Annotated in this window: 20 protein-coding genes and 1 pseudogene; 9 read left to right on the top strand and 12 right to left on the bottom strand. The window is 44.8% G+C overall.

Annotated elements, in window-relative coordinates; all coding sequences use genetic code 11:
* Window positions 1-28 precede the first annotated feature (28 nt).
* Window positions 29-388, top strand: a complete 360-nt coding sequence (locus Q3W13_RS00895) for a hypothetical protein (protein ID WP_302860596.1) — start codon at window positions 29-31, stop codon at window positions 386-388.
* A gap of 347 nt (window positions 389-735) precedes the next feature.
* Here the strand turns inward: Q3W13_RS00895 and Q3W13_RS00890 are convergent, their stop codons facing one another.
* The 4 genes from Q3W13_RS00890 to purU all read right to left on the bottom strand — a co-directional run bounded on the left by Q3W13_RS00890 (window position 736) and on the right by purU (window position 6,732).
* Complete coding sequence (locus Q3W13_RS00890) at window positions 736-2,157, bottom strand: glycosyl hydrolase 53 family protein (RefSeq protein WP_302860594.1); 1,422 nt, start codon at window positions 2,155-2,157, stop codon at window positions 736-738.
* A gap of 87 nt (window positions 2,158-2,244) precedes the next feature.
* Window positions 2,245-4,902, bottom strand: a complete 2,658-nt coding sequence (locus tag Q3W13_RS00885) for an outer membrane beta-barrel protein (protein ID WP_302860591.1) — start codon at window positions 4,900-4,902, stop codon at window positions 2,245-2,247.
* 92 nt (window positions 4,903-4,994) lie between these two features.
* Window positions 4,995-5,747: a PIG-L deacetylase family protein gene (locus Q3W13_RS00880; protein ID WP_302860590.1), complete on the bottom strand. Its 753-nt coding sequence runs from the start codon at window positions 5,745-5,747 to the stop codon at window positions 4,995-4,997.
* Between the two features lie 157 nt (window positions 5,748-5,904).
* Complete coding sequence (purU, locus tag Q3W13_RS00875) at window positions 5,905-6,732, bottom strand: formyltetrahydrofolate deformylase (RefSeq protein WP_302860588.1); 828 nt, start codon at window positions 6,730-6,732, stop codon at window positions 5,905-5,907.
* A gap of 181 nt (window positions 6,733-6,913) precedes the next feature.
* On the opposite strand from purU, the pseudogene Q3W13_RS00870 reads away from it, so the two are divergent.
* From Q3W13_RS00870 to Q3W13_RS00850, 5 genes and pseudogenes are all read left to right on the top strand, one after another.
* A pseudogene (locus Q3W13_RS00870) lies at window positions 6,914-7,051 on the top strand (YqaE/Pmp3 family membrane protein); the annotation flags it as partial.
* A gap of 179 nt (window positions 7,052-7,230) precedes the next feature.
* Window positions 7,231-8,298, top strand: a complete 1,068-nt coding sequence (locus Q3W13_RS00865; protein ID WP_302860585.1) for a sensor histidine kinase KdpD — start codon at window positions 7,231-7,233, stop codon at window positions 8,296-8,298.
* Between the two features lie 448 nt (window positions 8,299-8,746).
* Entirely contained in the window at window positions 8,747-9,091 is a 345-nt protein-coding gene (locus Q3W13_RS00860) for a DHCW motif cupin fold protein (protein WP_302860583.1), read from the top strand.
* 65 nt (window positions 9,092-9,156) lie between these two features.
* Window positions 9,157-10,218, top strand: a complete 1,062-nt coding sequence (locus tag Q3W13_RS00855) for an acyltransferase (RefSeq protein WP_302860582.1) — start codon at window positions 9,157-9,159, stop codon at window positions 10,216-10,218.
* A gap of 191 nt (window positions 10,219-10,409) precedes the next feature.
* Entirely contained in the window at window positions 10,410-11,741 is a 1,332-nt protein-coding gene (locus Q3W13_RS00850) for a Gfo/Idh/MocA family protein (protein WP_302860580.1), read from the top strand.
* Between the two features lie 11 nt (window positions 11,742-11,752).
* Here Q3W13_RS00850 and Q3W13_RS00845 read toward each other — a convergent pair whose 3' ends face one another.
* From Q3W13_RS00845 to Q3W13_RS00830, 4 genes are all read right to left on the bottom strand, one after another.
* Window positions 11,753-12,934: an alpha/beta hydrolase-fold protein gene (locus Q3W13_RS00845; protein ID WP_302860579.1), complete on the bottom strand. Its 1,182-nt coding sequence runs from the start codon at window positions 12,932-12,934 to the stop codon at window positions 11,753-11,755.
* Window positions 12,935-12,936: 2 nt separating this feature from the next.
* A complete protein-coding gene (locus Q3W13_RS00840; protein WP_302860578.1) occupies window positions 12,937-14,394 on the bottom strand; it encodes an alpha/beta fold hydrolase in 1,458 nt (485 codons plus the stop codon).
* A 64-nt stretch (window positions 14,395-14,458) separates the two neighbouring features.
* Window positions 14,459-15,271 (bottom strand): AraC family transcriptional regulator, encoded by an 813-nt coding sequence (locus Q3W13_RS00835; RefSeq protein WP_302860575.1) that lies wholly within the window; start codon window positions 15,269-15,271, stop codon window positions 14,459-14,461.
* Window positions 15,272-15,348: 77 nt separating this feature from the next.
* Window positions 15,349-15,771 (bottom strand): nuclear transport factor 2 family protein, encoded by a 423-nt coding sequence (locus tag Q3W13_RS00830; protein WP_302860573.1) that lies wholly within the window; start codon window positions 15,769-15,771, stop codon window positions 15,349-15,351.
* Window positions 15,772-15,883: 112 nt separating this feature from the next.
* On the opposite strand from Q3W13_RS00830, the gene Q3W13_RS00825 reads away from it, so the two are divergent.
* Window positions 15,884-16,750, top strand: a complete 867-nt coding sequence (locus Q3W13_RS00825) for a carbohydrate kinase (protein ID WP_302860571.1) — start codon at window positions 15,884-15,886, stop codon at window positions 16,748-16,750.
* A gap of 40 nt (window positions 16,751-16,790) precedes the next feature.
* On the top strand, window positions 16,791-17,192 hold the full coding sequence (locus tag Q3W13_RS00820; RefSeq protein WP_302860570.1) for a DUF5655 domain-containing protein: 402 nt from the start codon (window positions 16,791-16,793) through the stop codon (window positions 17,190-17,192).
* 86 nt (window positions 17,193-17,278) lie between these two features.
* Here Q3W13_RS00820 and ahcY read toward each other — a convergent pair whose 3' ends face one another.
* The 3 genes from ahcY to Q3W13_RS00805 form a co-directional block, all read right to left on the bottom strand.
* Entirely contained in the window at window positions 17,279-18,595 is a 1,317-nt protein-coding gene (gene ahcY, locus Q3W13_RS00815) for an adenosylhomocysteinase (protein WP_302860568.1), read from the bottom strand.
* Between the two features lie 176 nt (window positions 18,596-18,771).
* Window positions 18,772-19,191, bottom strand: coding sequence for a polymer-forming cytoskeletal protein (locus Q3W13_RS00810; protein ID WP_302860567.1), 420 nt, complete (start codon window positions 19,189-19,191; stop codon window positions 18,772-18,774).
* A 14-nt stretch (window positions 19,192-19,205) separates the two neighbouring features.
* Complete coding sequence (locus Q3W13_RS00805; RefSeq protein WP_302860566.1) at window positions 19,206-20,072, bottom strand: M23 family metallopeptidase; 867 nt, start codon at window positions 20,070-20,072, stop codon at window positions 19,206-19,208.
* A gap of 235 nt (window positions 20,073-20,307) precedes the next feature.
* Between Q3W13_RS00805 and Q3W13_RS00800 the strand changes: the two genes are divergently transcribed.
* Window positions 20,308-20,718, top strand: coding sequence for a BrxA/BrxB family bacilliredoxin (locus Q3W13_RS00800; RefSeq protein WP_302860564.1), 411 nt, complete (start codon window positions 20,308-20,310; stop codon window positions 20,716-20,718).
* Window positions 20,719-20,968: 250 nt separating this feature from the next.
* On the opposite strand, the gene Q3W13_RS00795 is transcribed toward Q3W13_RS00800, so the two are convergent.
* Window positions 20,969-23,353: an ABC transporter permease gene (locus Q3W13_RS00795; RefSeq protein ID WP_302860562.1), complete on the bottom strand. Its 2,385-nt coding sequence runs from the start codon at window positions 23,351-23,353 to the stop codon at window positions 20,969-20,971.
* Between the last annotated feature and the right edge of the window lie 144 nt (window positions 23,354-23,497).

The following is a 23,497-nucleotide window of genomic DNA, read 5'->3' as shown; positions in this document are numbered from 1 at the left end:
CATAAAACACAACTCAAATAACTAAACCATGAAAAAGACGTTTATCACAACTGCGCTACTATTGTGCGTTATTGCAGCCTTTGCCTTTTTTGCCGACCTAACAGGTAAGTGGACAGGCACCCTGCATGCTCCGGACGGAAACGATTACCCTTTAAATTATACTTTTACTGTTGACGGCGATAAGCTTACCGGCTTTGGCGAAGGGCAGAACGGTAAAACCGATATTACCAACGGCAAAATCGCCGGCAACGATTTTTCTTTCAACATTGATGTAAACGGCGTTGATGTAAAAACCACCAATAAATTCTATCCTGAAGCCGATTCAGTGGGTATGGATATAGATTACCAGGGTTTTAAAATGCATGCTACGCTTATGCGCGCGAAATAACACACCATCACAATTAGTTAATAAAAAGCCCTGCCACAACCAGCAGGGTTTTTTTGTTGGAATAATCGTCAGCCTGATTATTGAGATTAAATACCCTGTAAGGGAAAAATATTGGCAGATACAAAATAGTAAGATTTTAGCGTGCCGTGGGTCAATGTCATTAAGCCAGGCTTTTAAGGAATAAAAATATCGAATGATGAAGGGAATAAACACGTGATGTTTCGTACCCACAGCACGTGTCACGGGGTTGTTATTTTTTCTGCCAATATTTGACTCCCCTGGAGTCAGGAAGCATGGATGTATAGGGCAGCAAGTCCCGTCCATCGACTTTATGGCATAACCGTACATTAATGCAGATATTTCTTCGCAATATCCGGGTAAACATTCATGTATTGGTTTGCATTGCCGTCTTTATCAAATATGCTTTCCCAGGTGCTGAGCGGCTCCCAGATAAAGCTGCCTAAAGCCTTGTCGCCAGGGGCGGTAAAGGCAATATCGTTTACTTCTTTCTTTAATTGCGAATATTCCGCCACCATTACCTGTTTGTGATAGCGCCTGGCGAGGTCGGCCATGTTGTTTTTAAGGTCGGTAAGTGTACCGTGCCATTTAGGGTAGTATGATAAGCCAATTACATCAAAAGGCACATTACGCTTTTGCATATTATCGAGGAAAAACCGCGATTCATCATTCTGACCGCCTAAAGCAATGTGCAGCATTACGGCGGTTTGCGGACTCACTGCCTTTACAGCTTTAAAGCCCTGATACAGTAACTGCGCCAGACTATCGAGATTGTTGATGGCAGCATCGGGCCAAACAATTCCATGATTAATTTCATTCCCCACCTGCACCATATCAGGCGCCGTGCCCTGGGCTTTTAATTGCTGCATTACATCAGCGGTATAAGTATACAAAGATTTCTTAAGAGTAGCGAAATCCTGTCCTACCCAGGCAGCGGGTTTGTTTTGCTGCTGCGGGTCGGCCCAGTAGTCGCTGTAATGAAAATCGAGCAGAAATTTCATGCCGGCAGCTTTTATGCGTTTGGCCATCTGTTTGGTGTGCTCCAGGTCGCAAAAGCCTTTATCCGGCGAATAACCTTTCGGGTTGGCGGGTGCATTGAATATGCGCAGGCGGATATAGTTAAATCCGTGGCCCTTCATGATTTGGATAGCGTCACCCGGTTTTCCGTTATCGGAGAATTTCGCTCCCCGGCTTTCCAATTCAGGTAAAAAAGAAATGTCAGCGCCTAAAATTTTCCCTTTTACTTTTTGCGGTACATATTTTTCAGCAGTTATAGCATGCGCAATACCCGGCTGCACGGTATGTATCTCGGTGGCCCCGGGGAACACGCTGTCGGCTTTTGCTTCAAATTTGATATGACCGAGGGTGCGCCCTGCACGAAATATCACCCGGCAGCTTCCGGTGAATTTTACTGAGCTTGTACTGTCTGTAAGTTTGTTTAGTGCAATTTGCTGTATGTTTGGCTTGTCGCTGGTAACACGCACTATCGAAGCATCACCCGTAACTTTAAAGGTGACGGGCAATCCGGCTTTTGGTAAAACATCGCCCTTGCTGTCAATCACTTTTACGGTTATCAGGGTTTCATCCTTGCCGTTGGCAATCATGGTAGTTTTGTAAGGCGTTACCTGAAGTTCCGAGGGCACTCCCGGCGGCTTAGGTTTAAATCGGCGGGCCTGGGCGGCGGCATTGCCAGTGGGTAATAAAGCAAGCAACACTGCAATGCGGAAAATATTTTTAACTTGATTTAGCATAGCGTATAATTGGCAGGCTAAAGATACCATGTAAAGTGTTCTATTGACAATTAAAATAAGTTCGTCGTGGATATTTTACAAAACAGGCTACTTAAACCTGCTAAAATGATAAGTATATGTAAACATTAAATACCGTTTTAATATCTGGTTTTGAACATCGGTTATGGTGTTAAGGCTTACATAATGTACCTGGCTAACATTCTGGTTCAGCAGGTCGTAGCAGGTGATGCCTATTTCAGCTTTGTCCTTTTGAATCCGGCGGCTAAGTGTCATGTTCAGCAAATTAGCGGTGCGCTGAAAGCCCGCCGGTGCAAGCGGCACATAATGGAATGTATATTCGGTTTTCCATGAAAAATGTTTGACCTCGGTTACGTTAAGCTGCAGAGTTGCCGTGTGTGTTGTATAACTTGTATGCGGATAGTTCACATCCTTATAATTAGTTACAGCATAGTCAACATCGTAATAGGGCCTTATTGACACCATCTTATTCCAATCCGCATACATACCCGCTCTCATTAATAGTTGTGTGGTATTCTGGAAGCCAGGCTGCCCGTTTACCAAGAAATAATTATTCCCGTAGATGACGGAACCTGTGCCGTCGATGCCAAAGTCCCATTTGCCCTGTCTTTTGAAACTTTTATAAAACGATGAATGCAAAGCGAGCTTTTTACTGCCCTCACCATTTACAGGTGTAGTAACTGTGCCGCCCACCGCATTCACAATCTGCTGGTTAATTATGGTATTTTGAGCGATAGAAAATTCTGCGCCGGCATTCAGGTTAAAACCTGCCTGATATTTATTATGCTGGAATGATAAAGAAAAATTGTCGATTTTGACCGGCTTTAAGTTTGGATTACCAATGAATTTATGCAACGGATCATAAATTACAGTAATTGGTTGCAAACTGCTGATGGACGGCTGCTGTACGGCCTTATTATATCCGAAGGTAAACGCCCTGATATGAATCTCGGCGGTTGGGAACAAATAGAAAAAATTTTGGTTCAGTTGGGGTAAACCCACACCAAAATCATTACCAATCTGTTGTGTGAGCATATTTACGCCAGCTTTTATCGATATATCCTCGGTAAAATTTACAGTGAATTGCGGGTTCAGACTCTCGCCCCACAAGTTGCGCGTAAGGGTATTGCTTTGGCTTTGTACAAATATTGTATAAAGGCCGGTCTTAAAATCCTCATCATAAGTCAGCAACTCCCCCTTGTTACGGTCGTGCAGGGCAATTATTCCAATATCGAAAGACACTTTTTTCGTGAACGGATCATGAAGGCCGGCGCTCACCACTTCTGAAACATCGTTATTGACATTTTTAATAGACCGCCGCAGCGTATCCGATGGGAAGCCGATCACATATGACATCAGATCGTTAGCGTTAAAGTCTATACTATGCTGGGGATGTACGCTGATGCTGTTACCGATATTGAGTGACAAGCCTTTTTTATTGAGTTTACGGTGATAGTTGAAATTATGATCGTAGGTAAACTCCGAAATATGCCCATCATCGCCGGCAAGCGTCGTATTTAATAAGGGCACAAAATTGTTAGAATTTCTGCCAAGGCTGGTGCTCTTGCTGCCGTTATAGTTATACTCGATATTGGGTACCCATTTTATTTCGGTCAATGAGTCGGGCTTCCACTCAAGCTGGCTGTAGAGCTTTTGGTTATGCTGCTTATGATATGAGGTATTGCTGTTGAGCGCGGTAAAAATAGTATCGCGTATGTTTTGCTGCGTTTTAGTTTGAGTGCCATTATCGATCCGGGTGTTATCAAAACGATATTCGGAGTGCAGATGCAGTTTTTTGCTCAAGTCCTTATCTATATCGAAATTACCTTTCACGCCTTTTTTAATGCCGTTGTTACTGTATGATACTGGCGCAAAGCCCCCATTATTGCCAAAGAAGAGCTGCGTTCCGCTCAGGTTATCGGCATCCAGCTTGCCGGATATTTGTACGTCGTTACTGAATTTTGCGGCAAAGCCTGAGGCAACATACCTATCCTGCGTACCACCGCCTGCACCCAGCGAGCTCAATACACCCTTCAGAAATTTATTCTTAAACTTTAGGTTGATGATCTTTTTTACCTGGTATGAGGGTGTTATGTGGTCGGGGTCGTCATCGCGGTCATCATAAACCTGTACCTTTGAAATGAGTTCGGCGGGAAGGTTGTCGGTAGCAATGGACGGATCATTAACAAAAAAACTACGCCCGTTCACTTTTATTTTCGATACCGCTTTACCATTTACGGTAATGCCGTCGCGGTTTATCTGCACCCCCGGAAGCTTCATAAGCAAATCTCTTACCATGGCATTGGGCCGCGTTTTAAAAGCCAGCGCGTCGAATTCCAGCGTGTCTTTCCTCATAATTACCGGTACACGTTCGCCTTTTACAACAACCTCTTGCAGCATCCTCGAGGACAGATACAAATTGCCCAGATTAATCAATTCTCCATTTTTAAAATCAATTTTTAGATGCAGCCCGCGATAGCCGACATGCGATATCAGCAGACGGGATGGCTCCTGTTTGATGTTATGAAGAACGAAGGTCCCGTTCTTATCAGTAACAGTATAGGAGACAAGCGAAGTATCGCTCAGCTTCAGTAATGAGACAGTGGCCAACTGTACCGGCTGACGGCTTACCGAATCAATAACGGTGGCTCTGATAGTGCCGCGGTTTTGGGACTTAGCCGCAACCGCCAGAACAATCAACAGGGGTAGTAAAAGTAATTTCCGCATTAAAAGGTAAGGTTAACTGTTTAGCATATCGAACGCTAACATAACCAAACGCTTTTATTAAAACTATATATATAGTTAATGTGATAGGAATATTACAAAGCAATAGTTCCCATGCCTTTGCCGGTCATTCGCACAAAGCCTTCGGCGGCTTTTACACCGGCTTCTCTTCCGCGGAAATCTTCCATGGCGGCATGACCGCAGGCATAAATTCCGGGAGGGTCCTGGCTGGTATGGCAGTAAACCGATTTTCTTTTTTGCTCCTGGGTTTCCGAATCTACATAATCTGTCGGCATAAAGATCAGCGTCTGTTCACCCGTGCATACCTCGAAAAAATAGAGGCTGAATTTACCGGAAGAACGTACCCATGTTTGTATGGTAAGCAGGCTGGCTACCTGGTGATCCTTATGAGCATCAGCCGGCCAATGGGTAAATACCACATCGGGCTTTTCGGCAGCCACCAGCTTTTGAAGGTGCTCAAGGGCGGCGTTATCTGCTACAGTACTGCCGTCGGTCTGTCCCGCGAAAACAGGCTTAGCATTCAATATTTTGCAGGCGTTCAGTGCTTCCTGCTTACGGATAGCCGCGGCTTCGTCGTGGCTTTTGCCGGGGATACCTGCCTCACCTGTAGTGAGGTAAATGATAGTAACCTTGTGGCCCATCGCCGCCAGTTTTGCCAGTGTTCCCCCGCAGCCGCTTTCGGGATCATCCGGATGTCCGCCCACACAGACAATTTTCTTTTTTGCGGTCCCTTGTGCCGGTTTGGCGGTTAACAGATCGGGCAGGGTTAGCAGGCTAAGGCCAGCAGCGGCGGTTTTTACAAATTGACGGCGGGTGTTGAGGTCCATGGTTTTATGTATTGCGTTTTCACGATGGGTGTTGCCCATCGCTGACTTATGTAACTCCTTCGGGGTATTTAATTCATTCTATCTAAATTTCTTTCTTTGAAAGGGAGCACTCCATCAGCGCAGGGCATCGCCCTGCATCAAATGGCGATGCGAATATTTATTCAAACACTACCGTTTTGTTGTGATATACAAATACCCTATCCTCAAAAACCAGCTTCAGCGCCCTGGCTAATACCGATGTTTCAATCTCCTTACCGGCCTTCACCATGTCTGCCGCCGTAAATGAATGTGTAACCGGGATGATTTGCTGCGCAATGATGGGGCCTTCGTCTAATTCATTAGACACAAAATGCGCCGTGGCGCCTATCAGTTTAACACCACGTTCATACGCCTGCCGGTAAGGATTGGCCCCAATAAATGCAGGTAAAAACGAATGATGGATGTTAATTACCCGGTTAGGAAACCTGGCAACCAGCATCGGCGAGAGTATCCTCATGAATTTAGCCAGTACAATGTAGTCAGGCCTGTACTGGTCTATGGTCCCGGCAATTTTTTCTTCAAATTCCGGCTTACTGATACCTTCATGCGAAATGCCATAAAAAGGCATATCAAAACGTCTGCAAATATCCTCCAATACATTATGGTTGCCAATTACGCACTGCACCGTAGCTCCTAATGTTCCAAAATAATTACGGATGAGTATATCAGCCAGGCAATGGTATTCTTTTGTCACCATAACCACCACTTTCTTGTCAGGCAGCGGGTTGATAAGGATAGTGGCATTGTCCGGCAATATCTTTCGCAGCTGTTTTTCAAGTGTATCCTCGTTCTCCCCTTTCGTAACCTCCAGGCGCATAAAGAACAGGTTGTCGGCCTGGTCTACATGCTCGCGCAACGAAACGATATTGAAAAGGTTTTTTGCTAATATGGCCGAAACAGATGCCACCAGCCCGGCCCTGTCGGTACATTGGATAACGATAATCATTTCAGGTAAATATAGGAGAAAGTCAGTAAAATTAATAAAGCCGGAGGATCAGGAACAAGCTTAAGTTAGTCTTTAGTTTAAACTGGCGTTTTCCTGGCGCAAAGCTGTAACAAATCAGTGTTTTAGCCGTCAATATATAAAAAGCTGTGTCAGCTTTTGGCTTTAAACTTTTAGCTTAAAAATGATCATGCGATACTTTCTTTGTTTCCTGTTTCCGCCGTTAGCTATATTAACTACCGGTAAAATCGGTGCGTTTATACTTAATATATTCCTAACCCTGTTTTTTTGGGTGCCGGGCATAATTCATGCAGTACTGGTTACTAACGAATATTATAACGAAAAACGCCACCGTCAGTTCATGCGCGTTGTACGGAGGGGCTATTAACCCATCTTTTTTACAAAAGGCGTCCCGTGGCAATAAATTGGCCAATTGGGTTGACAATCACAATGATAAATTGCTATTTTTACACCCGAGACCGTCAAACTGGCCTGATACAATTGAACAAGAACTTGTCCCGGTATATTTTTATACTGCTGGTATCCTTATTAGGTGTTAAGGATGCTGCCGGCTATATGCGTCAACCCATAGCCAACAAAGCCGACAGTGCCATCATCAGCCAGAAAAACCAGGAAATAAACCAGCTGCTTTTAAAACAGCAGGCTGCCGACAACGCCCGGCTCAAGAGCGAAGTTGCGCTTGCAAAGCGCCTGTTCTGGATACGAAATGTGATAGCGCTGTTTGTAATAGCCTTTATTGTAATAATTATCCGTAACAACCGGCAAAAAAACGCTCTGAACAAAGTACTGCAAAAACAAAATGAGGACATTGCCCTGCAAAAGGCCGAAATATTGCAGCAAAAAGAAACGCTCCACCAGTTAAACCAAACCAAAGACCAGCTATTTTCAATCATCAGCCACGACTTGCGCGCGCCCTTTGCCGCTATTTTACAGTCGATGGAAGGAATGAAAGCGGGAGATTTTTCGCCGGAAGAACAAAAAGAAGTGCTGAACGGATTTTATCAGCAGTTAAGCATGGTTACCATGATGGTAAATAATCTGCTGGCCTGGGCCGGCAACCAGCAGACCGGCAACAAAACCGAAACTGAAAAGTTGAATATAACAAGCGTTATCGATGAAATAGTCTCTGTATCAGGCTTTCTTGCCAAAAACAAACGCATCAACCTGGTGCACCACACCTGCCAGGGGGAAAAATACGTATCGGCAGATCTAAATCATGTTAAAATTATCTTCGGGAACCTGATAGGCAATGCGATAAAATTTACGCCCCACGGCGGTAGTATTGAAATATTTTATTCTGACGATGACGACTACCAGGCCATCCATGTAAAAGATAACGGCATCGGCATATTGCCCCAAAAAATGGAAAAGCTTTTCAAAGTTACGGGCAAAGGAATATCAGGCTTTGGCACCAACAATGAAGCAGGGGCGGGTATTGGATTAGGATTAATAAAACAGTTTGTAGATGTTAACAATGGAAAGCTGGAAGTGAAAAGCAAGCCCGGCGAAGGCGCTGAATTTATTGTTTACCTGGAGAAAGCAGCGTAACCTTGATCCAGGTTTCGGATCTTTAGCAAAAAGACAGCATTGCTGACAGAGTTGCGTCAGTAGTTACGAGGAAAATTTCGGTATATTTGACAGAAACCTTTCAGTTAATTGCTGGATAAGAGGTGTTGCTGAAAAATACTTTTCAAAAATATTTTACGGCGATTTAAACAGGCGAAACGACTAAATCAGACTTAAAACACCCTGTTTTTATTTGATTTAAGATACTGCGCCGCCTTTTTATACCGAACGACCATAGTGGTTTTAGCCCGTTCAGGAAGCTTTTTTGCAGATGGGCAAAACGGATTTTGCCTGTTTTTGGTCAATTTTATGTTACAGGCAAAACAGGTTTTGCCCATTTCCGGGGGCATTTTTGTTACGGGCAAAACGGCTTTTGCACCTCTACATTTTCGCCTTTTACTGCCAAATCTCATAAAATCTGAATTTAACTATGCAATCCGCAGCTATCCCGTTTCAAGTTATAGACTGGAAAAAAACCGAAAAAACAAACCATCCGGGCACTACCGGGATTGCCTTATGGCAAACCCTGCAATTCGGGGGCTTAAGGGTACGGATGGTGGAATATACCAAAGGTTACCTGGCCGACCACTGGTGCCAGAAAGGGCATATTGTTCATTGCCTTGAAGGAGGATTTACCACTGAGTTACAAACCGGTGAAAGTTTTAACCTTACTGAAGGAATGAGCTATATCGTGTCGGACGATTTAAGTTCCCATCGTTCCATTACCGAAAATGGGGTAAAACTGCTAATAATTGACGGAGATTTTCTGAAATGATTTAACTGGTTATAAAATCGATTAATACTGCTATTTTTAGCGAACCGATTTATTTAAACCATTTAATGAAACCTCACTACCCGATTTTAGACGGGCTGCGCGGAACTGCGGCTATCCTGGTTGTTATCTATCACTTACTGGAGGCTTATTTCGGCATACCGGTTAATCACCCAATGCATCATGGCTACCTGGCCGTCGATTTTTTCTTCATGCTTTCGGGTTTTGTGATAGGCTATGCGTATGATGATCGCTGGGCAAAGGGAATGACGGTATGGGAATTTTTTAAGATAAGACTGGTTAGGTTACACCCCCTGGTTATAGCAGGTGTTTTAATCGGGGCGATAGGTTTTTACTTCGATCCGTACACCAACGGCATGGCGCATACCAGCATTTTAAAACTGATAGGCGTTACGCTCATTAGTTTTACATTATTGCCGTCGCCGGATGTACGCGGCTGGGGCGAGACCCATCCCCTCGACGGGCCGTGCTGGTCGCTTTTGCAGGAGTACATTGCCAACGTGCTGTATGCTTTGGTTGGCCGCTTTATGAGCAAAAGCGCCTTATGGGTAGTTATCATTATCAGTGCAGGAGCGGTTGTTTACGCCGCCAATTATCACGGCGACTTAGGTACCGGCTGGGGGTATGATACCTTTTGGATTGCCGTTGTACGCATGGTATTCCCATTCTTTGCAGGCCTGCTATTATTCCGCACCGGAAAGCTTATCCGGATACCAATGGCTTATACCGTTTGCTCGGTCATCTTATTAATTTTGTTTTTTATACCAACCTATAGCTTTAATGGCTACTATGAGGCAGCTATTGTGATATTTGTATTCCCTGTCATTGTTTCTGCTGGCGCCGGGGGAAAAATAGACGGCAGGTGGGCAAAGCTTTGCAAATTTTCGGGGGCCATCTCCTATCCTATTTATATTTTGCATTATCCTTTCATATACATCTATACAGCCTGGATAGCCAATGAAAAACCGGCCCCATCGCAAATTGTCCCCGTTGCATGCGGGTTATTTGTGTTCTTTATCCTGCTGGCCTACGCCGGATTAAAACTATATGATGAACCGGTAAGAGAATGGCTGAAAAAACATTGGCTGAAACCGCGGATCCATGGATAAAAACTGGTAAAGATTTCGTTTGCCAGTAACCGTGTCGTCATATCCGTGCCGCGAAATATATCAACCATCGACTACAAACGATATCTGAGGACAAAATCGCCAGAGATTTATAATATTTTTTTAATTGTAAAAAACACACTTGTTTATCCTGAAATTAACCTTAATTTTAGCTGAACCAATTACAGTAAATTATGAGCTCCCGAAGAGATTTCCTGCAAAAATCTGCTATCGTTGCCGGCGGCAGTATTTTAACATCGGCATTAAACAATAGCGCTTTCGCCATTTTTAAACCCGGTATGCCGCCAAGCGACCAGCTAAATATCGGCGCTATCGGTATCAACGGCATGGGTTGGGCCGACACCACATCGGCACTAAAAATACCAGGCGTAAACCTGGTAGCTGTTTGCGATGTAGATAAAAATGTAATGGATAAACGCCTCGCCGATCTCGCCAAAACCGGTTATGACATTTCGAAAATTAAAAAATTTGATGATTACCGGGCCCTGCTGGACCAAAAAGATATCGACGCAGTTATTATTGGCACACCTGACCATTGGCATGCCATGATCATGATGCACGCTGTTGAAGCCGGCAAGGATGTGTACGTTGAAAAACCTGTGGGTAATTCTATTGGAGAATGCCGTGCGATGGTTGCCGCGCAGCAAAAATATAACAAAGTAGTGCAAGCAGGGCAATGGCAACGCAGCCAGCAGCATTTTAAAGACGCGGTTGACTTTGTGCAAAGCGGCCAGCTGGGTAACATACGTACGGTAAAAGTTTGGTGCTACCAGGGCTGGATGAAGCCCGGCGCTGTGGTACCTGACACCGCTCCGCCTGCCGGTGTAAACTATGCGGCGTGGCTCGGTCCGGCTAAAACAGTACCGTTCAACGCCAGCCGGTTTCATTTTAACTTTCGCTGGTTCTGGGATTATGCGGGTGGACTAATGACCGACTGGGGCGTGCATTTGCTCGATTATGGCTTGCTGGGGATGAAATCGCCCATACCAAAATCAGTGTCTGCTCTGGGTGGCCGGTTTGCCTATCCTGAATTAGCCGAAGAAACACCCGACACGCTAACCACGCTTTACGAGTTTGACGGCTTTAATATGGTTTGGGATTCAGCTATGGGCATCGATAACGGCTCATACAACCGCGACCACGGCATTGCCTATATTGGTAACAACGGCACGCTGATACTTAACCGCGGCGGATGGGAAGTGATAGAAGAGCGGCAAAGCGGCAATAAAGTAAGTAAGCCCTTTGTAGCCAAATCAGACGACGGGCTGGATAAACATTGGGAAAACTTTGTAAGCGTGGTAAAATCGCGCAAAATGGAAGACCTGCATTGCCCGATACAGGCCGGGGCTCATGTAGCCACTGTAGCCCAGATGGGGAATATAGCCTACCGCAGCGGCAAAAAACTGGAATGGAATGATGCCACCCACGAGTTTACGGATAAGGCGATTAATAAAGAATATTTGATGAAGGAATACCATAACGGGTATAAGCTGCCGAAAGTGTAGACTTATCCATTTTACCGTTGTCCGTTCAGCTCGTTCAGTTTCCTTCTTGTATCAGCAGTTTCCTGAAGTTTTAACGAATGCGTGTAAGCTTCAATAGCCTTTTGCTTCTGCCCTGTTCCTGAGTAGAAATCACCCAGGCTATCAAAAGCGTTTCCGCTTTGCGGGTATTCTTCGGTATTGCGTTTAAATAATTTATAGGCCTGTCCGGCATTTCCGGAGCCCCAGACACTATAGGCAAGGCTGTTTACAATATCTTCGGTCGGCTTTACCGTATAGCCAAAATGCGCCGATATGGTTTTAAAATGAGCGGTTAATACCGAATCCGGGTTAAGTTCCGGGTGACCGTTAAACTGGCTGGTGCGAAACTGGTAGTAGTTAAACAAATAACGCAGTGCATCATATTCTGCAATTAATTCAACAGTACCATGTCGCTCATCGGGATAAAACTTGGATGCCCACCGTAAGCCTGGAGGACGCGTTTTTCGCAGAGCGGCAACAAACGGAAGCACGGCACGAGGAATAAGGCTCATTTCGCTTTTGTCGTTCATTACAGAAACGGTATCTAATCCTGGCGGGATGTTGTTCGCGATAGCTACAAACAGCGATTTATTATTAAAACTGCGGTTGGGCAGTTCATTTTCACACTTTTTGATCCAGCGCTGATCGTCCCACCACAGGCTTGGGTCGATTGCGATATAGGCGTTGAAAAGGTTACCATGCGTCAAGAACGCGTTCATCACTGTTAATCCTCCTAAGGAATGGCCGCTGAAAATCCGGTAGGGCGCTGTGGGATATTTGGAATCAACATAGGGAATCAGCTCCTTCTGAATAAATCCAAGGAAGTTTTCGCCGCCGCCAGATGGATTTTTGTCTTTTACGGCCGTTGGCGTAAGATCCCGGTCGCGCACGGTATTGGTAATGCCGACAATGATCATATCGGGAATTACACCGGCCATCTGATTTACAATACCTACAGCCGAATAAAAATGAGATTCGCCGTCCAATATATACAATACCGGAAAACGCCCGCTTTTAGCGCCTTCGGGCACATGAATCAGCAATAAACGTTTCTCATTAAGGACCTTAGATTGAATTGTATCGACTGTGCCAATTACAATGCGGTTATCAGCCTTTTGGGCAATAGTTAAGAAACTAACTATGGACAGGCAGACCGTTAAAAATATCTTCTTCATGTTTACCAGGTCTTGATTTTTACGCCATCAACTTTTACCTTTCGATAAGGGTTATCGATAAATTCAGCGATCAATACATCTCCTTCCCTCGTGTTCAGCGCGGGGCCGTGGGTTTTATCGGTAAACAACACCCGCTGGCTGTTCGGCATGTAATGGCTGATTACATCGTTATAAAACGCAGGGCAATAAGGGTCAGTATCACCGGTCGACAGCAGCGCCGGTACATTGGAATATACCGGCATTTTAGCAACCGGACTAACGGGCTGCACCTTCCAGCAACTGCATATCGGGTGGTCTACATCGTTAAACCTGTACCCGGCAAGGTAAGGAAATATCTCGTCCTGCCTGTCAATCAGGGTTTGATTGGCATAATGTATTTGCTCTGAACAGTACATGGAGTACCGCATGCCCAGGGTGTTATCCTTACCGGAATTAAAAATCCCGTCAAAATAGGTCTTCATGCAATCATGCTGCTTGCCATCGATAATTTGGGTAATGTAATACGGTACATTTTTTAGCTGGCGGTTGTCCTGCAGGTTGTTCATCAAAAAATCTATCAGCTCGCTGCGATGGTATTTGATGGTGATGCTGTCCTTCGCGCCTTTTTCCAAATAGCGCAGGCTAAAATCCTTATTGCCGATATCCGTAAAATACCGGTGAAAGCGTTGGCGCAGGTTACTATACTGCCGCTTGGCGGCAGAGTCCCGCTCGCAATTGCTGAAAATCTTGTTAAAAGAGGCATCGATGCTAAACAAGGCATCCTCCTCATAATTAACAAAGCCAGGCAAAGCAGAATCCAGGACTATAGAACGGATATGCTGCGGGTAATTTCTCAATACAGTCAGCATCAGCCCGCCGCTGTAGGAAATACCGATGAGGTTAATTGAATCGATTTTTAATGCCCGTCGTAAATCCTCAATATCAGCGGCGTTTTCGGTTGTATTATAAGCCGACAAATCGTTGCCTTCCTCTACCAATTTTTTACGACAGGCTTTTACCGCTCCCAGCAATACACTGTTCAACGGCTGATTTTTACGATACGCTTCCTTAACGGCTTCACTGATCCCATCGCAGGATAAGCAAGGCTGCGCATAAGTTACCCCCCGCTGCTCAAAGGCAATGTAATCCCGGTTTTTACTAAACTGCCTGAAATTGATAAACCGCACGCCTCTTAATGAACTTGCTCCCGGACCGCCGGCGGTATATAGCACAGGGTCTTTATGTTTATTTGGATTGCTGCTCTCAACGTAAATAAAAGGCAGTTTAATGGTTTTGCCGTTCGGCTTATTTCTTTTCTCCGGGACTACAAGGTAAGCGCATCTTGTTTTCAGACTATCGTTTTTAAAGAGACAGTCGCATGGTTCAATTTTAGGTGTATATTCTGCTTTTTGTTGGGCCCGCAGGCTACCGGCGGCAAATAAAAGCAAACAGAGTACATATGATATGATAGACCTGGTCATAATTTAATTTTATTCCCAAAGTAAAAACATCCGGACCGACTGATCTAGTAAAAAACGGACAATATCAGAATGAAGACAACTTCCGCCCGGTAAACTTGACCACATCCTTATAAAAATGACTCATATCATAATAGCCAAAATCGTAAGGAGTAAACAATTCCCGTTGATTTACCCATGTGGTTAAGGCGGTTCGGGTGCGTATAATGGAGAAATAATTTTTTGGTGATAAGCCCACTACTTTATTAAAATAGCGGTTAATGGTTTTTGAGGTTACAAACATCCGTTCTGCAACCTGAGAAGTATTAAGTTGCATATCCGCGGCACCGTAATTTCCGATACAATCAGTTACGAATTTCAGGTAATAATCTTCCGTTTTATTTTTGTAGCTGCTCAGCAAAAATTGCTGCATCACCTCAAATCTTTCGGCAGCTGGCATAGGCTGCTTGATCTTTTGCAGGAAAGCCGGTGGTAATATTTCATTCAAATTAACCACTCGCCCCGCAATCTTCGGCTGACTGATACCCAATACGGCTTCGAGTCCGCCCGGCCGAAATTTGACGGTAAAAATATGGTCGTTAGCTTGTTTAAGTCTTTCAACTGTACCATCTCTCAATAACAAGACGTCGTCAGTTGATTTGATGACACGGGTTTCTTTCCCGGAAGCGAGGTAATAATAAGGTCCGAGGTTTATCCAAAATGTCGGGGTCCAGCTTGGGAACATTTTTACGCCGCTAAACTGCAGGGTCTTTTCGGCTCTGTTGATATTTTCATCTGTAACGGGCATCGATTCCGAAATAAATTCAACATGCCGGGCCAGTTCTTCGCAGGGTTGATAGAACTCATAAATTTTCCGGATGTCATTAAAAATTTCGACCATTTGAAGATAAGACGGAAAGAGGATACGATTAGTTACAAAAGAATATCCATGCTTATCTCATGTCCTACATCTCACATCTAGGAGGTATGATCGCAAACAATTTTCCACACTCCGTTTATCTTTCTAAACCAAAGGGTAAAGTAACCGCCGGGTGCGTCTTTTTCCCGTTTGAGATGCCAGGCGCCGAGTACGAAGGCGTTAGTTGGGTCGAGGATGTTTACCTTCATAATAGTGAAAGTAAGCTGCCCCATTGCGGCCTTGTTTGGATAGCTTTTCTTATAGCCTTCCAGCGTTTGCTTCCAGCCGTACGTAGGTGCAGTATGACCGATAAACGCCAGCGAATCTGACTGCCAATAGCCCTGCATATAGGTATCGATGTCGCCTTTATTCCAGGCAATGCGCTGGGTTTCGAGCACGTTCAGGATGGCTTGCTTGTCCTGCGCATGCAGGAAAAAGCAAGAGCCAAGAATCAGGAGACAAGACAGGAAGATTTTTTTCATAACCTTTTGAACTGCTTTTGAAGGATTACAGGATTAAATTAACAAACAAAAAATCAAATAAGCTATTATTACAAAAACCTTTTAGATTTGGCCTTTCAGCTTTAACCCCTCTATGAAACACATTCTTTGCTTCGGCGAAATTTTATGGGACACCTTTGGCGACGAAAAAGTTGCCGGCGGCGCCCCGATGAACGTTGCGCGTCACCTGGTGCAGCAGCATAACAACGTCTTGTTTGCATCCCGCGTAGGTAGGGATACTTCGGGCGACGGACTAGTAGAATTTCTTAAATCAAGCGGACTCTACAGCGACCTTATTCAAACCGATGAAACACTGCCTACCTGCGAGGTAACTGTGCAACTGGACGAGCATGGTTCCGCTACCTACATTATCCCGGAGCCGGTATCCTGGGATAACATCCAAATCGAAACACCGCTCGTCAGGGCAGCTGAGTCTGCCTCGGCAATTGTATATGGCAGCCTGGCCTGCCGCGGCGAGATCACTAAAAACACGCTGTTAGACCTGCTGCATGAAACGTCAGCACTAAAAATATTCGACGTAAATCTGCGCCCGCCCCATTATACACTCGAGACCATTGAAACACTGATAGCCCGGGCCGACGTGGTAAAGATGAACGAGGACGAGGCTGCTCTGCTCATCGGGGGCAGTAATGGAACCCTCAAGGAAAATATGATTGAATTTCAGAAAAAATACCATCCTAAAACCATTTGTGTAACACGTGGCGGTGAGGGCGCTATTGCCTGGCACGATCACGAGTTTTATGAGCACCCGGGTTGCCCTGTGAACGTGGTGGATACCGTTGGCGCCGGCGATTCATTTTTAGCCACTTTTGTTACCGGCCTTTTAAAAAATGAACCTATGCAGGGACTGATTGAAAAGGCGTGCAGGGTAGGCTCATTTGTTGCAGGCAAGCGCGGTGCAAACCCCGTTTATGATGATAGCATACTTGCAAGTTTGTAATAGCTGGCCAAAAACTACGTTTATAACTGTCGTTTAGCCAATGTCATATATCTGTCCAAAATGCGACCGGGAGCTGGTTAGTGAAAGCCAAAGTCACTATTGTGCTAAAGTAAGTCTGGATGATTTATTAAAAGGCAAAAGTGATGAGCTGTTACTGCTATTTGATAAGCTTTTGGCTGAAGTGGCCGACTGGCCGGATGTTCTGGTAGGTACAACACCTAACTGCATTACATTTGTGCACCGGCAAACTTTTTTTGTCATCCGCCCAATGCAAAAGCAACTGGACCTGAAATTTTATTCAGCCAAACCGATCGAAACTCCTCCGGTGATTAAAACCATCGCGACAGCAGGCAGGTATCAAAATAACATCAGGCTAAGTAATGTTAACGAACTAAGGCCGCAGCTTTTTGGGTGGATAAGGGATTCGTATGATTTATTGTGATTGCTGCTACAGGCTTAACGGCAGCAAAAAAAGGGAGCAGCTAACGCCACTCCCCACATATTTTACCTTTAAGCTTTATACTGAAATTAATAACGGTAATATTCCGGTTTAAACGGACCTTCAACAGTTACGCCGATGTATTCAGCCTGGTCCTGGTCCAATACTTCCAGTTCAACGCCGATTTTTGCCAGATGTAAACGGGCAACCTTTTCGTCAAGGTGTTTTGGCAGGGTGTAAACCTTGTTTTCGTATTTATCGCTGTTGGTCCACAGTTCAAGCTGAGCTAAAGTTTGGTTGGTGAACGAGTTGCTCATTACAAAGCTTGGGTGACCGGTTGCACATCCTAAGTTCACCAAACGGCCTTCCGCCAAAACAATTACGTCCTTACCTTCAATATTATATTTATCAACCTGCGGCTTGATTTCAATTTTGGTGTTGCCATAAGCGCCGTTTAACCAGGCCATGTCAATCTCATTATCAAAGTGACCGATGTTACAAACGATAGCTTTATCTTTTAAAGCACGGAAATGCTGTTCACGAACAATGTTTTTGTTGCCGGTTGCAGTAACCACAATATCAGCCTCGGCAATAGCGGTAGAAAGCTTTTTAACCTCAAAGCCTTCCATTGCAGCCTGCAAGGCACAGATAGGGTCGATCTCGGTAACAATAACACGAACACCTGCATTACGCAACGAGTCGGCAGAACCTTTTCCTACGTCGCCATAACCGCATACGACAGCTACTTTACCGGCCATCATTACGTCGGTAGCACGGCGAATAGCGTCAACCAATGATTCGCGGCAGCCGTATTTGTTATCAAATTTCGATTTGGTAACAGAGTCGTTTACGTTGATGGCAGGCATCGGAAGCGTTCCGGCTTTCATGCGCTCATATAAGCGGTGTACGCCGGTGGTAGTTTCTTCTGACAGGCCTTTAATGCCGGCAACCAGTTCAGGATATTTATCCAATACCATGTTGGTTAAATCGCCGCCGTCATCCAAGATCATGTTTAATGGCTGGCGGTCTTCGCCAAAGAAAAGAGTTTGCTCAATGCACCAGTCAAATTCTTCAGCATTCATACCTTTCCAGGCGTAAACTGAAGTACCGGCAGCAGCAATAGCAGCAGCGGCATGATCCTGGGTTGAGAATATATTACATGATGACCAGGTAACATCAGCACCCAGTTCTTTCAATGTTTCAATTAAAACGGCGGTCTGGATGGTCATGTGCAGACAGCCTGCAATGCGTGCGCCTGCAAGCGGTTTTGATGGACCATATTCTTTACGCAACGCCATTAAGCCCGGCATTTCAGCCTCGGCCAATTCTATTTCTTTGCGGCCCCACTGAGCCAGCGAAATATCTTTTACTTTGAATTTTACAAATTCGGTCTCTACTGATGACATAGCTTTTCCAAGTTTTTTGCCAAAGGTACGGCATCAGTTTTTTAAAATGAAATAAGGAGCCGTTGAGACGCCCGAAGTTGCCATAAGATAAGTGGAACAACAAAGAGTTAGAACCAGGAGTCGGGAATCAGGAAAAAATTCACTTCGGCAACGAACTACCAACCGCCATCTATAAACTATCCTACCTCAATAACCTTCTGCTCCTTTTTAGGCAATTTGTTAGCTGCCGCCAGCTTGTTATTCTGTGTCATAGACAGGCTGCCGTTATATACTGCGCCATTTTCAACCTGCAGGGTTTGGGTGCGGATCTCGCCGGTTACTTTGCCGGTAGCTTTTATCTCGAGGGAGTTGGTTTGGATATTTCCGTTAACTTCGCCATAAACCACCATTTCTTTGGTGATGACATTGCCTAATACCGAGCCCTTTTCGCCTAATATCAGTCCTTCGTCTACCATCACGTCGCCGGTTATTTGTCCGTCTATGCGGGCGTAAGCAGGCGCTTTAAGGTTTCCGTCTAAAATACAGCCTTCGCTTACTAATGTGGATATGGATTGAAGGTCAAGCGCGACCTTCTCTTTTTTTGAAAATAATGCCATGACTATACGCTTGATTAGTTATTAAGTGTTAAAAACTTAATAGGATTTATTGCCTTGCCGTTGTGGCGTACTTCGTAATGCAAATGGTTACCGGTTGAGTGCCCGGTTGACCCTATCTCGCCAATCTTCTGGCCGACTGTAACTTCCTGCCCTACCTTAACGCTGATGCGGGAAAGGTGGCCATACAGGGTTTCAAAATTGTTAGCATGTGCAATGCGTACACAATTGCCATAGCCGCCAAAACGGCCCGCAAAAATTACGCGGCCGGTAGCGGTGCATTTAGCATCATCGCCCCGCTCGCCCCTGAAATCGATACCCGGGTGGAACTCTGCGCTGGCCGTATTAAAAGGGTCGCTGCGATAACCAAAATAAGAAGTTAACGAACTTACCCGGGGATAACCCATAGGTGTAAAAGCAACGGTATGTACCAACCTGTTCAGGTATTCGTCATACATTGAATACGTTTCGGAATCAGTGAGTTTTGGGGCATCCGCTTCATTAGCGCCACCCACCGCTTTGGTGGAAAAACCTTTTAATCCGCGTTTTTTAAGATAGTTATTGATAGTTTGAAGCTTGGCTTCTATCGATTGTATATAACCTTGCGCCGTGGATGCTTTTTTAGCCTCTAAATCCGGCGGAGGGACTTCGCCTTTTAACTTGGTGAGCTGTGCAACCAAACGGTCTTTTTCTTCCTGTTGTTGCTGGTTTTGATGGCCAAGATATATTACGGTAAGCGTAAGAACGGTAATAATTGCCAGTACACCAAGTAAATAATGCTTGAATCTGTCGATGTGTTTTGTTTTAACCTGCAGCGTTTGTGAGCCTTCTTTGTTTTTGTTTACAATAATTACTGTACTTACGTCAGAGGGTTTCAATTTCATTGCATTCAATAATTAGGGATTGCAAGGTAAACAATAGGGGTAAAAAATCAAAATCACGCTTTTGTTAAGCTCTGGCTATTAAATTGTTAGTGTTTTAGCCGGGTTTTAATACTTTTTTGCTTACCATCGCCTGCATACTATTAACTCCGTTACCGTCAGTAAATTGTTATTATTAGCATTTTTAAGCTTTAACTGAAGGCGATTTATTATTTTTGCGTGAATCAAGAAAAAAAAAATGTATCCGGAATATTTAGTAGCCCCAATGCGGGAGGAATTGACAAGGGTTGGGTTTGAAGAGCTTAAAGATGCAGATGCAGTTACTAAAGCTATTGAAAGCGAAGGTACCGTATTTGTAATGGTGAACTCGGTTTGTGGCTGTGCCGCGGCAAACGCCCGCCCTGCTGCACGAATGGCAGTACAAAATGAAAAACATCCCGGCAAACTGGTAACCGTTTTTGCAGGGATGGAAACTGAAGCCGTTAACAAGGCCCGCAATTATATGCTGCCTTACCCGCCATCATCACCGGCCATGGCTTTGTTTAAAGACGGTAAGTTAGTACATATAATTGAGCGCCACCAGATTGAAGGCCGTCCTGCACAGATGATCGCCGATAATCTTATAGATGCATTTGACCAATATTGCTAATTCAGGTAAGGCTGAAAGGTAAAATCTGACGACTTCTGTCAGTAATAAAATACAAGGCCGAAAGACGTTTCTTCCGGCTTTTTGCCTTAGTTGCCGTTGTGGTATTTTTTAATCCTTAGGGGAAAAAGTAAACCCTTGACGTGTTAGTTTCAAGTTGTCAGGTAATATACCCAATAAGTCCGCCGGCAGTTATCAGTGACAGACGCGTTAATCATTGTTGGTCTGCCGAGGGACCACTATTCCCAACTCCCTACTCCGACTTAAGGCTCTTCACCGGGTTTTGCCAGGCGGCCTTTATACTTTGGTAACTTACAGTTAGCAACGTTATTAAAATTGCGCCTGCGGCCGTGGCAGCAAATATCCACCACGATATATCGGCGCGGTAGGTGTAATGCTGCAGCCAGCTCTTCATGCTATATAATGCCACCGGAACAGCGATTAAAAATGCTATAACTACCAGCACTATAAAATCTGCAGATAATAATTTCCACAAACCAAAAACCGTTGCACCAAGCACCTTGCGGATACCTAATTCTTTGGTGCGTTGTTCCGCGATAAACGATGCCATACCGAACAAGCCTAAGCAACTTATAAAAATAGCCAGTACTGCAAACACGGTTGCCAGCTTACCTATGCGTTCTTCGTTAGCGAACTTGTAGCCATACTCATCATCGGCAAACCTGTAAGCGAATGGAACAGAGGGTGAATAAACTTTGCTGATTTGCCCGATCCTGGCAAGTGCAGTATGCGTACTCACCTTAGGGTTGATGCGGATGATCACATCATCGAAGCCCTGGCGTAAAAGGTAAAATACTGTTTGCTTGGCCGGTTCGTAGGGCGATGCCATCACCATATCATTAGCTACGCCAATTACAGTTAAAGTTCGTTTGCCCACCTTTACCAGCTGACCCACCGGATTTTTAAGACCCATGTATTTTACTGCGGCTTCGTTCAGGATCACCGAGGTAGAGTCGTTAATATTACTCCGGTCGAAATCGCGCCCTTGTGTTAGTTTCCAGCCAGCCACTTTACCATATTCGCTGGTAATGGCAATGTTCGCAAAATCAGCTGCCAGTGAGGGATCTTTCCCCGGCCAGTTAATATCGCTGCGGGTATTGTTGATATCAGTTGTCGGGCTGCTTGAGCCAGCCACTTCAGACACCATGCCCGATGCCAGCAAATCTGTCCGGAAGGGGCTAAAGTTTTTATACAGATCATTGTTCGTAACCGGAATATCCACCAGGCCCGCCCTTGAATATCCCACAGGACGGTTTTTAGCAAACTGTATCTGCCTAAAAACTACAACGGTGCCTATTATTAATACTATAGATACCGTAAATTGAGTTACCACCAAAATTTTGCGTGGAAGTGTCGCCATTCTGCCCGCTTTAAATGCCCCCTTAAGCACTTTAACCGGCTGAAAAGACGACAGGTAAAAAGCAGGGTAGCTGCCTGCAATAATTCCGGTGAACAAGGTAAAGCCCGCGCCGGCAACCCAAAACAACGGGTTATCCCATAAGACCGTTATTTGCTTACCCGCAATATTATTAAAATACGGAAGAGCTATAACTACCAGCAGCAGCGACAAACCAAAAGCCAGTAAGGCAATCAGCATCGATTCGCAAAAAAACTGACTAACCAGTTGCCCTCGTAATGAACCTACTGCTTTGCGAATGCCTACTTCTTTCGACCGCTTTTCGCTGCGGGCAGTGCTTAAGTTCATAAAGTTGATACAGGCCAGCAGCAGAACGAACAACCCGATGGCGCCAAAAAGCCATACATAACCAATAGCCCCTCCAACGTTTACACCATTTTTAAATTGCGAGTACAGGTGCCACTTACTCATGGGCTGTAAAAATAACGCCGGCCTGGTTTTAACTACGCCCGGGCTTCCATTGTTTAAAACAATGTCTTTTATCCTGGCAGTTAGTCGTGCCATATCGGCATTACCGGCAATCTGAACGTACATAAACAGCGAATTGTCGCTCCAGTTAGCCGGGTCACGCCCAATCCAGTCATGATGAGTTATGTAGAATTCCCATGGCGCCATAAAAGTTATCCCGCCGAGCGTGGTATTGGCTGGCATATCGGCGTAAACGCCGGAGATGTTAAAAGTTGCTTTGTTATCCAGCTTTAAAGTTTTACCCATTGGATCGGCACTGCCGAACAGCGCCTTAGCTACCGAACTGGAAATGATCAGCGAAGATGGATTTTTCAACCCGTTCCAATTACCCTTAAGCATTTTCAGCGTCAGCATTTCAGGCGCATCCGAACCCATAAAACTGCCGGCAAACGAAACATTTTTTTCACCTGTACTGAGGGTATGGTTGTCATTCCACGACGCCATAACTATATGCTTAAAATCGCTTCCGTAGCTTTTACGCATTTCGGCTTCCAGCGGCAAAGCAATCGCCCGGCCGGTGTTTACCTCGCCGTTAAAGGTTTGGTTCAGCATCACCTGGGCAATCCGGTCATAGTTTTTGTGGTATTTATTAAATGACAATTCATCCCAAATCCATAAACCTATCATTATGGCCACGGCCATACCCACAGCCAGCCCGCCAATATTGATAATTGATGATGCTTTATTTTTAAGCATGCTTCTCCAGGCGATTTTTAAATAGTTCTTTATCATTAGTACGTAGTCTGCAATTCATTATTCTTAGCCGGAACCTGCCAATCATTCACCAGCAGTCACAACTGTAAACATAAAACACATGCCATTTATATAATAAATTAATTATCAAACATTTATAAATACCTTTTTCACCTCCATTGT

The sequence above is a fragment of the Mucilaginibacter sp. L3T2-6 genome (genome assembly GCF_030519355.1).
GTDB lineage: Bacteria > Bacteroidota > Bacteroidia > Sphingobacteriales > Sphingobacteriaceae > Mucilaginibacter.
Note: the sequence above shows the minus strand (reverse complement) of the source record. Positions and strands in the feature narration are given on the sequence as shown.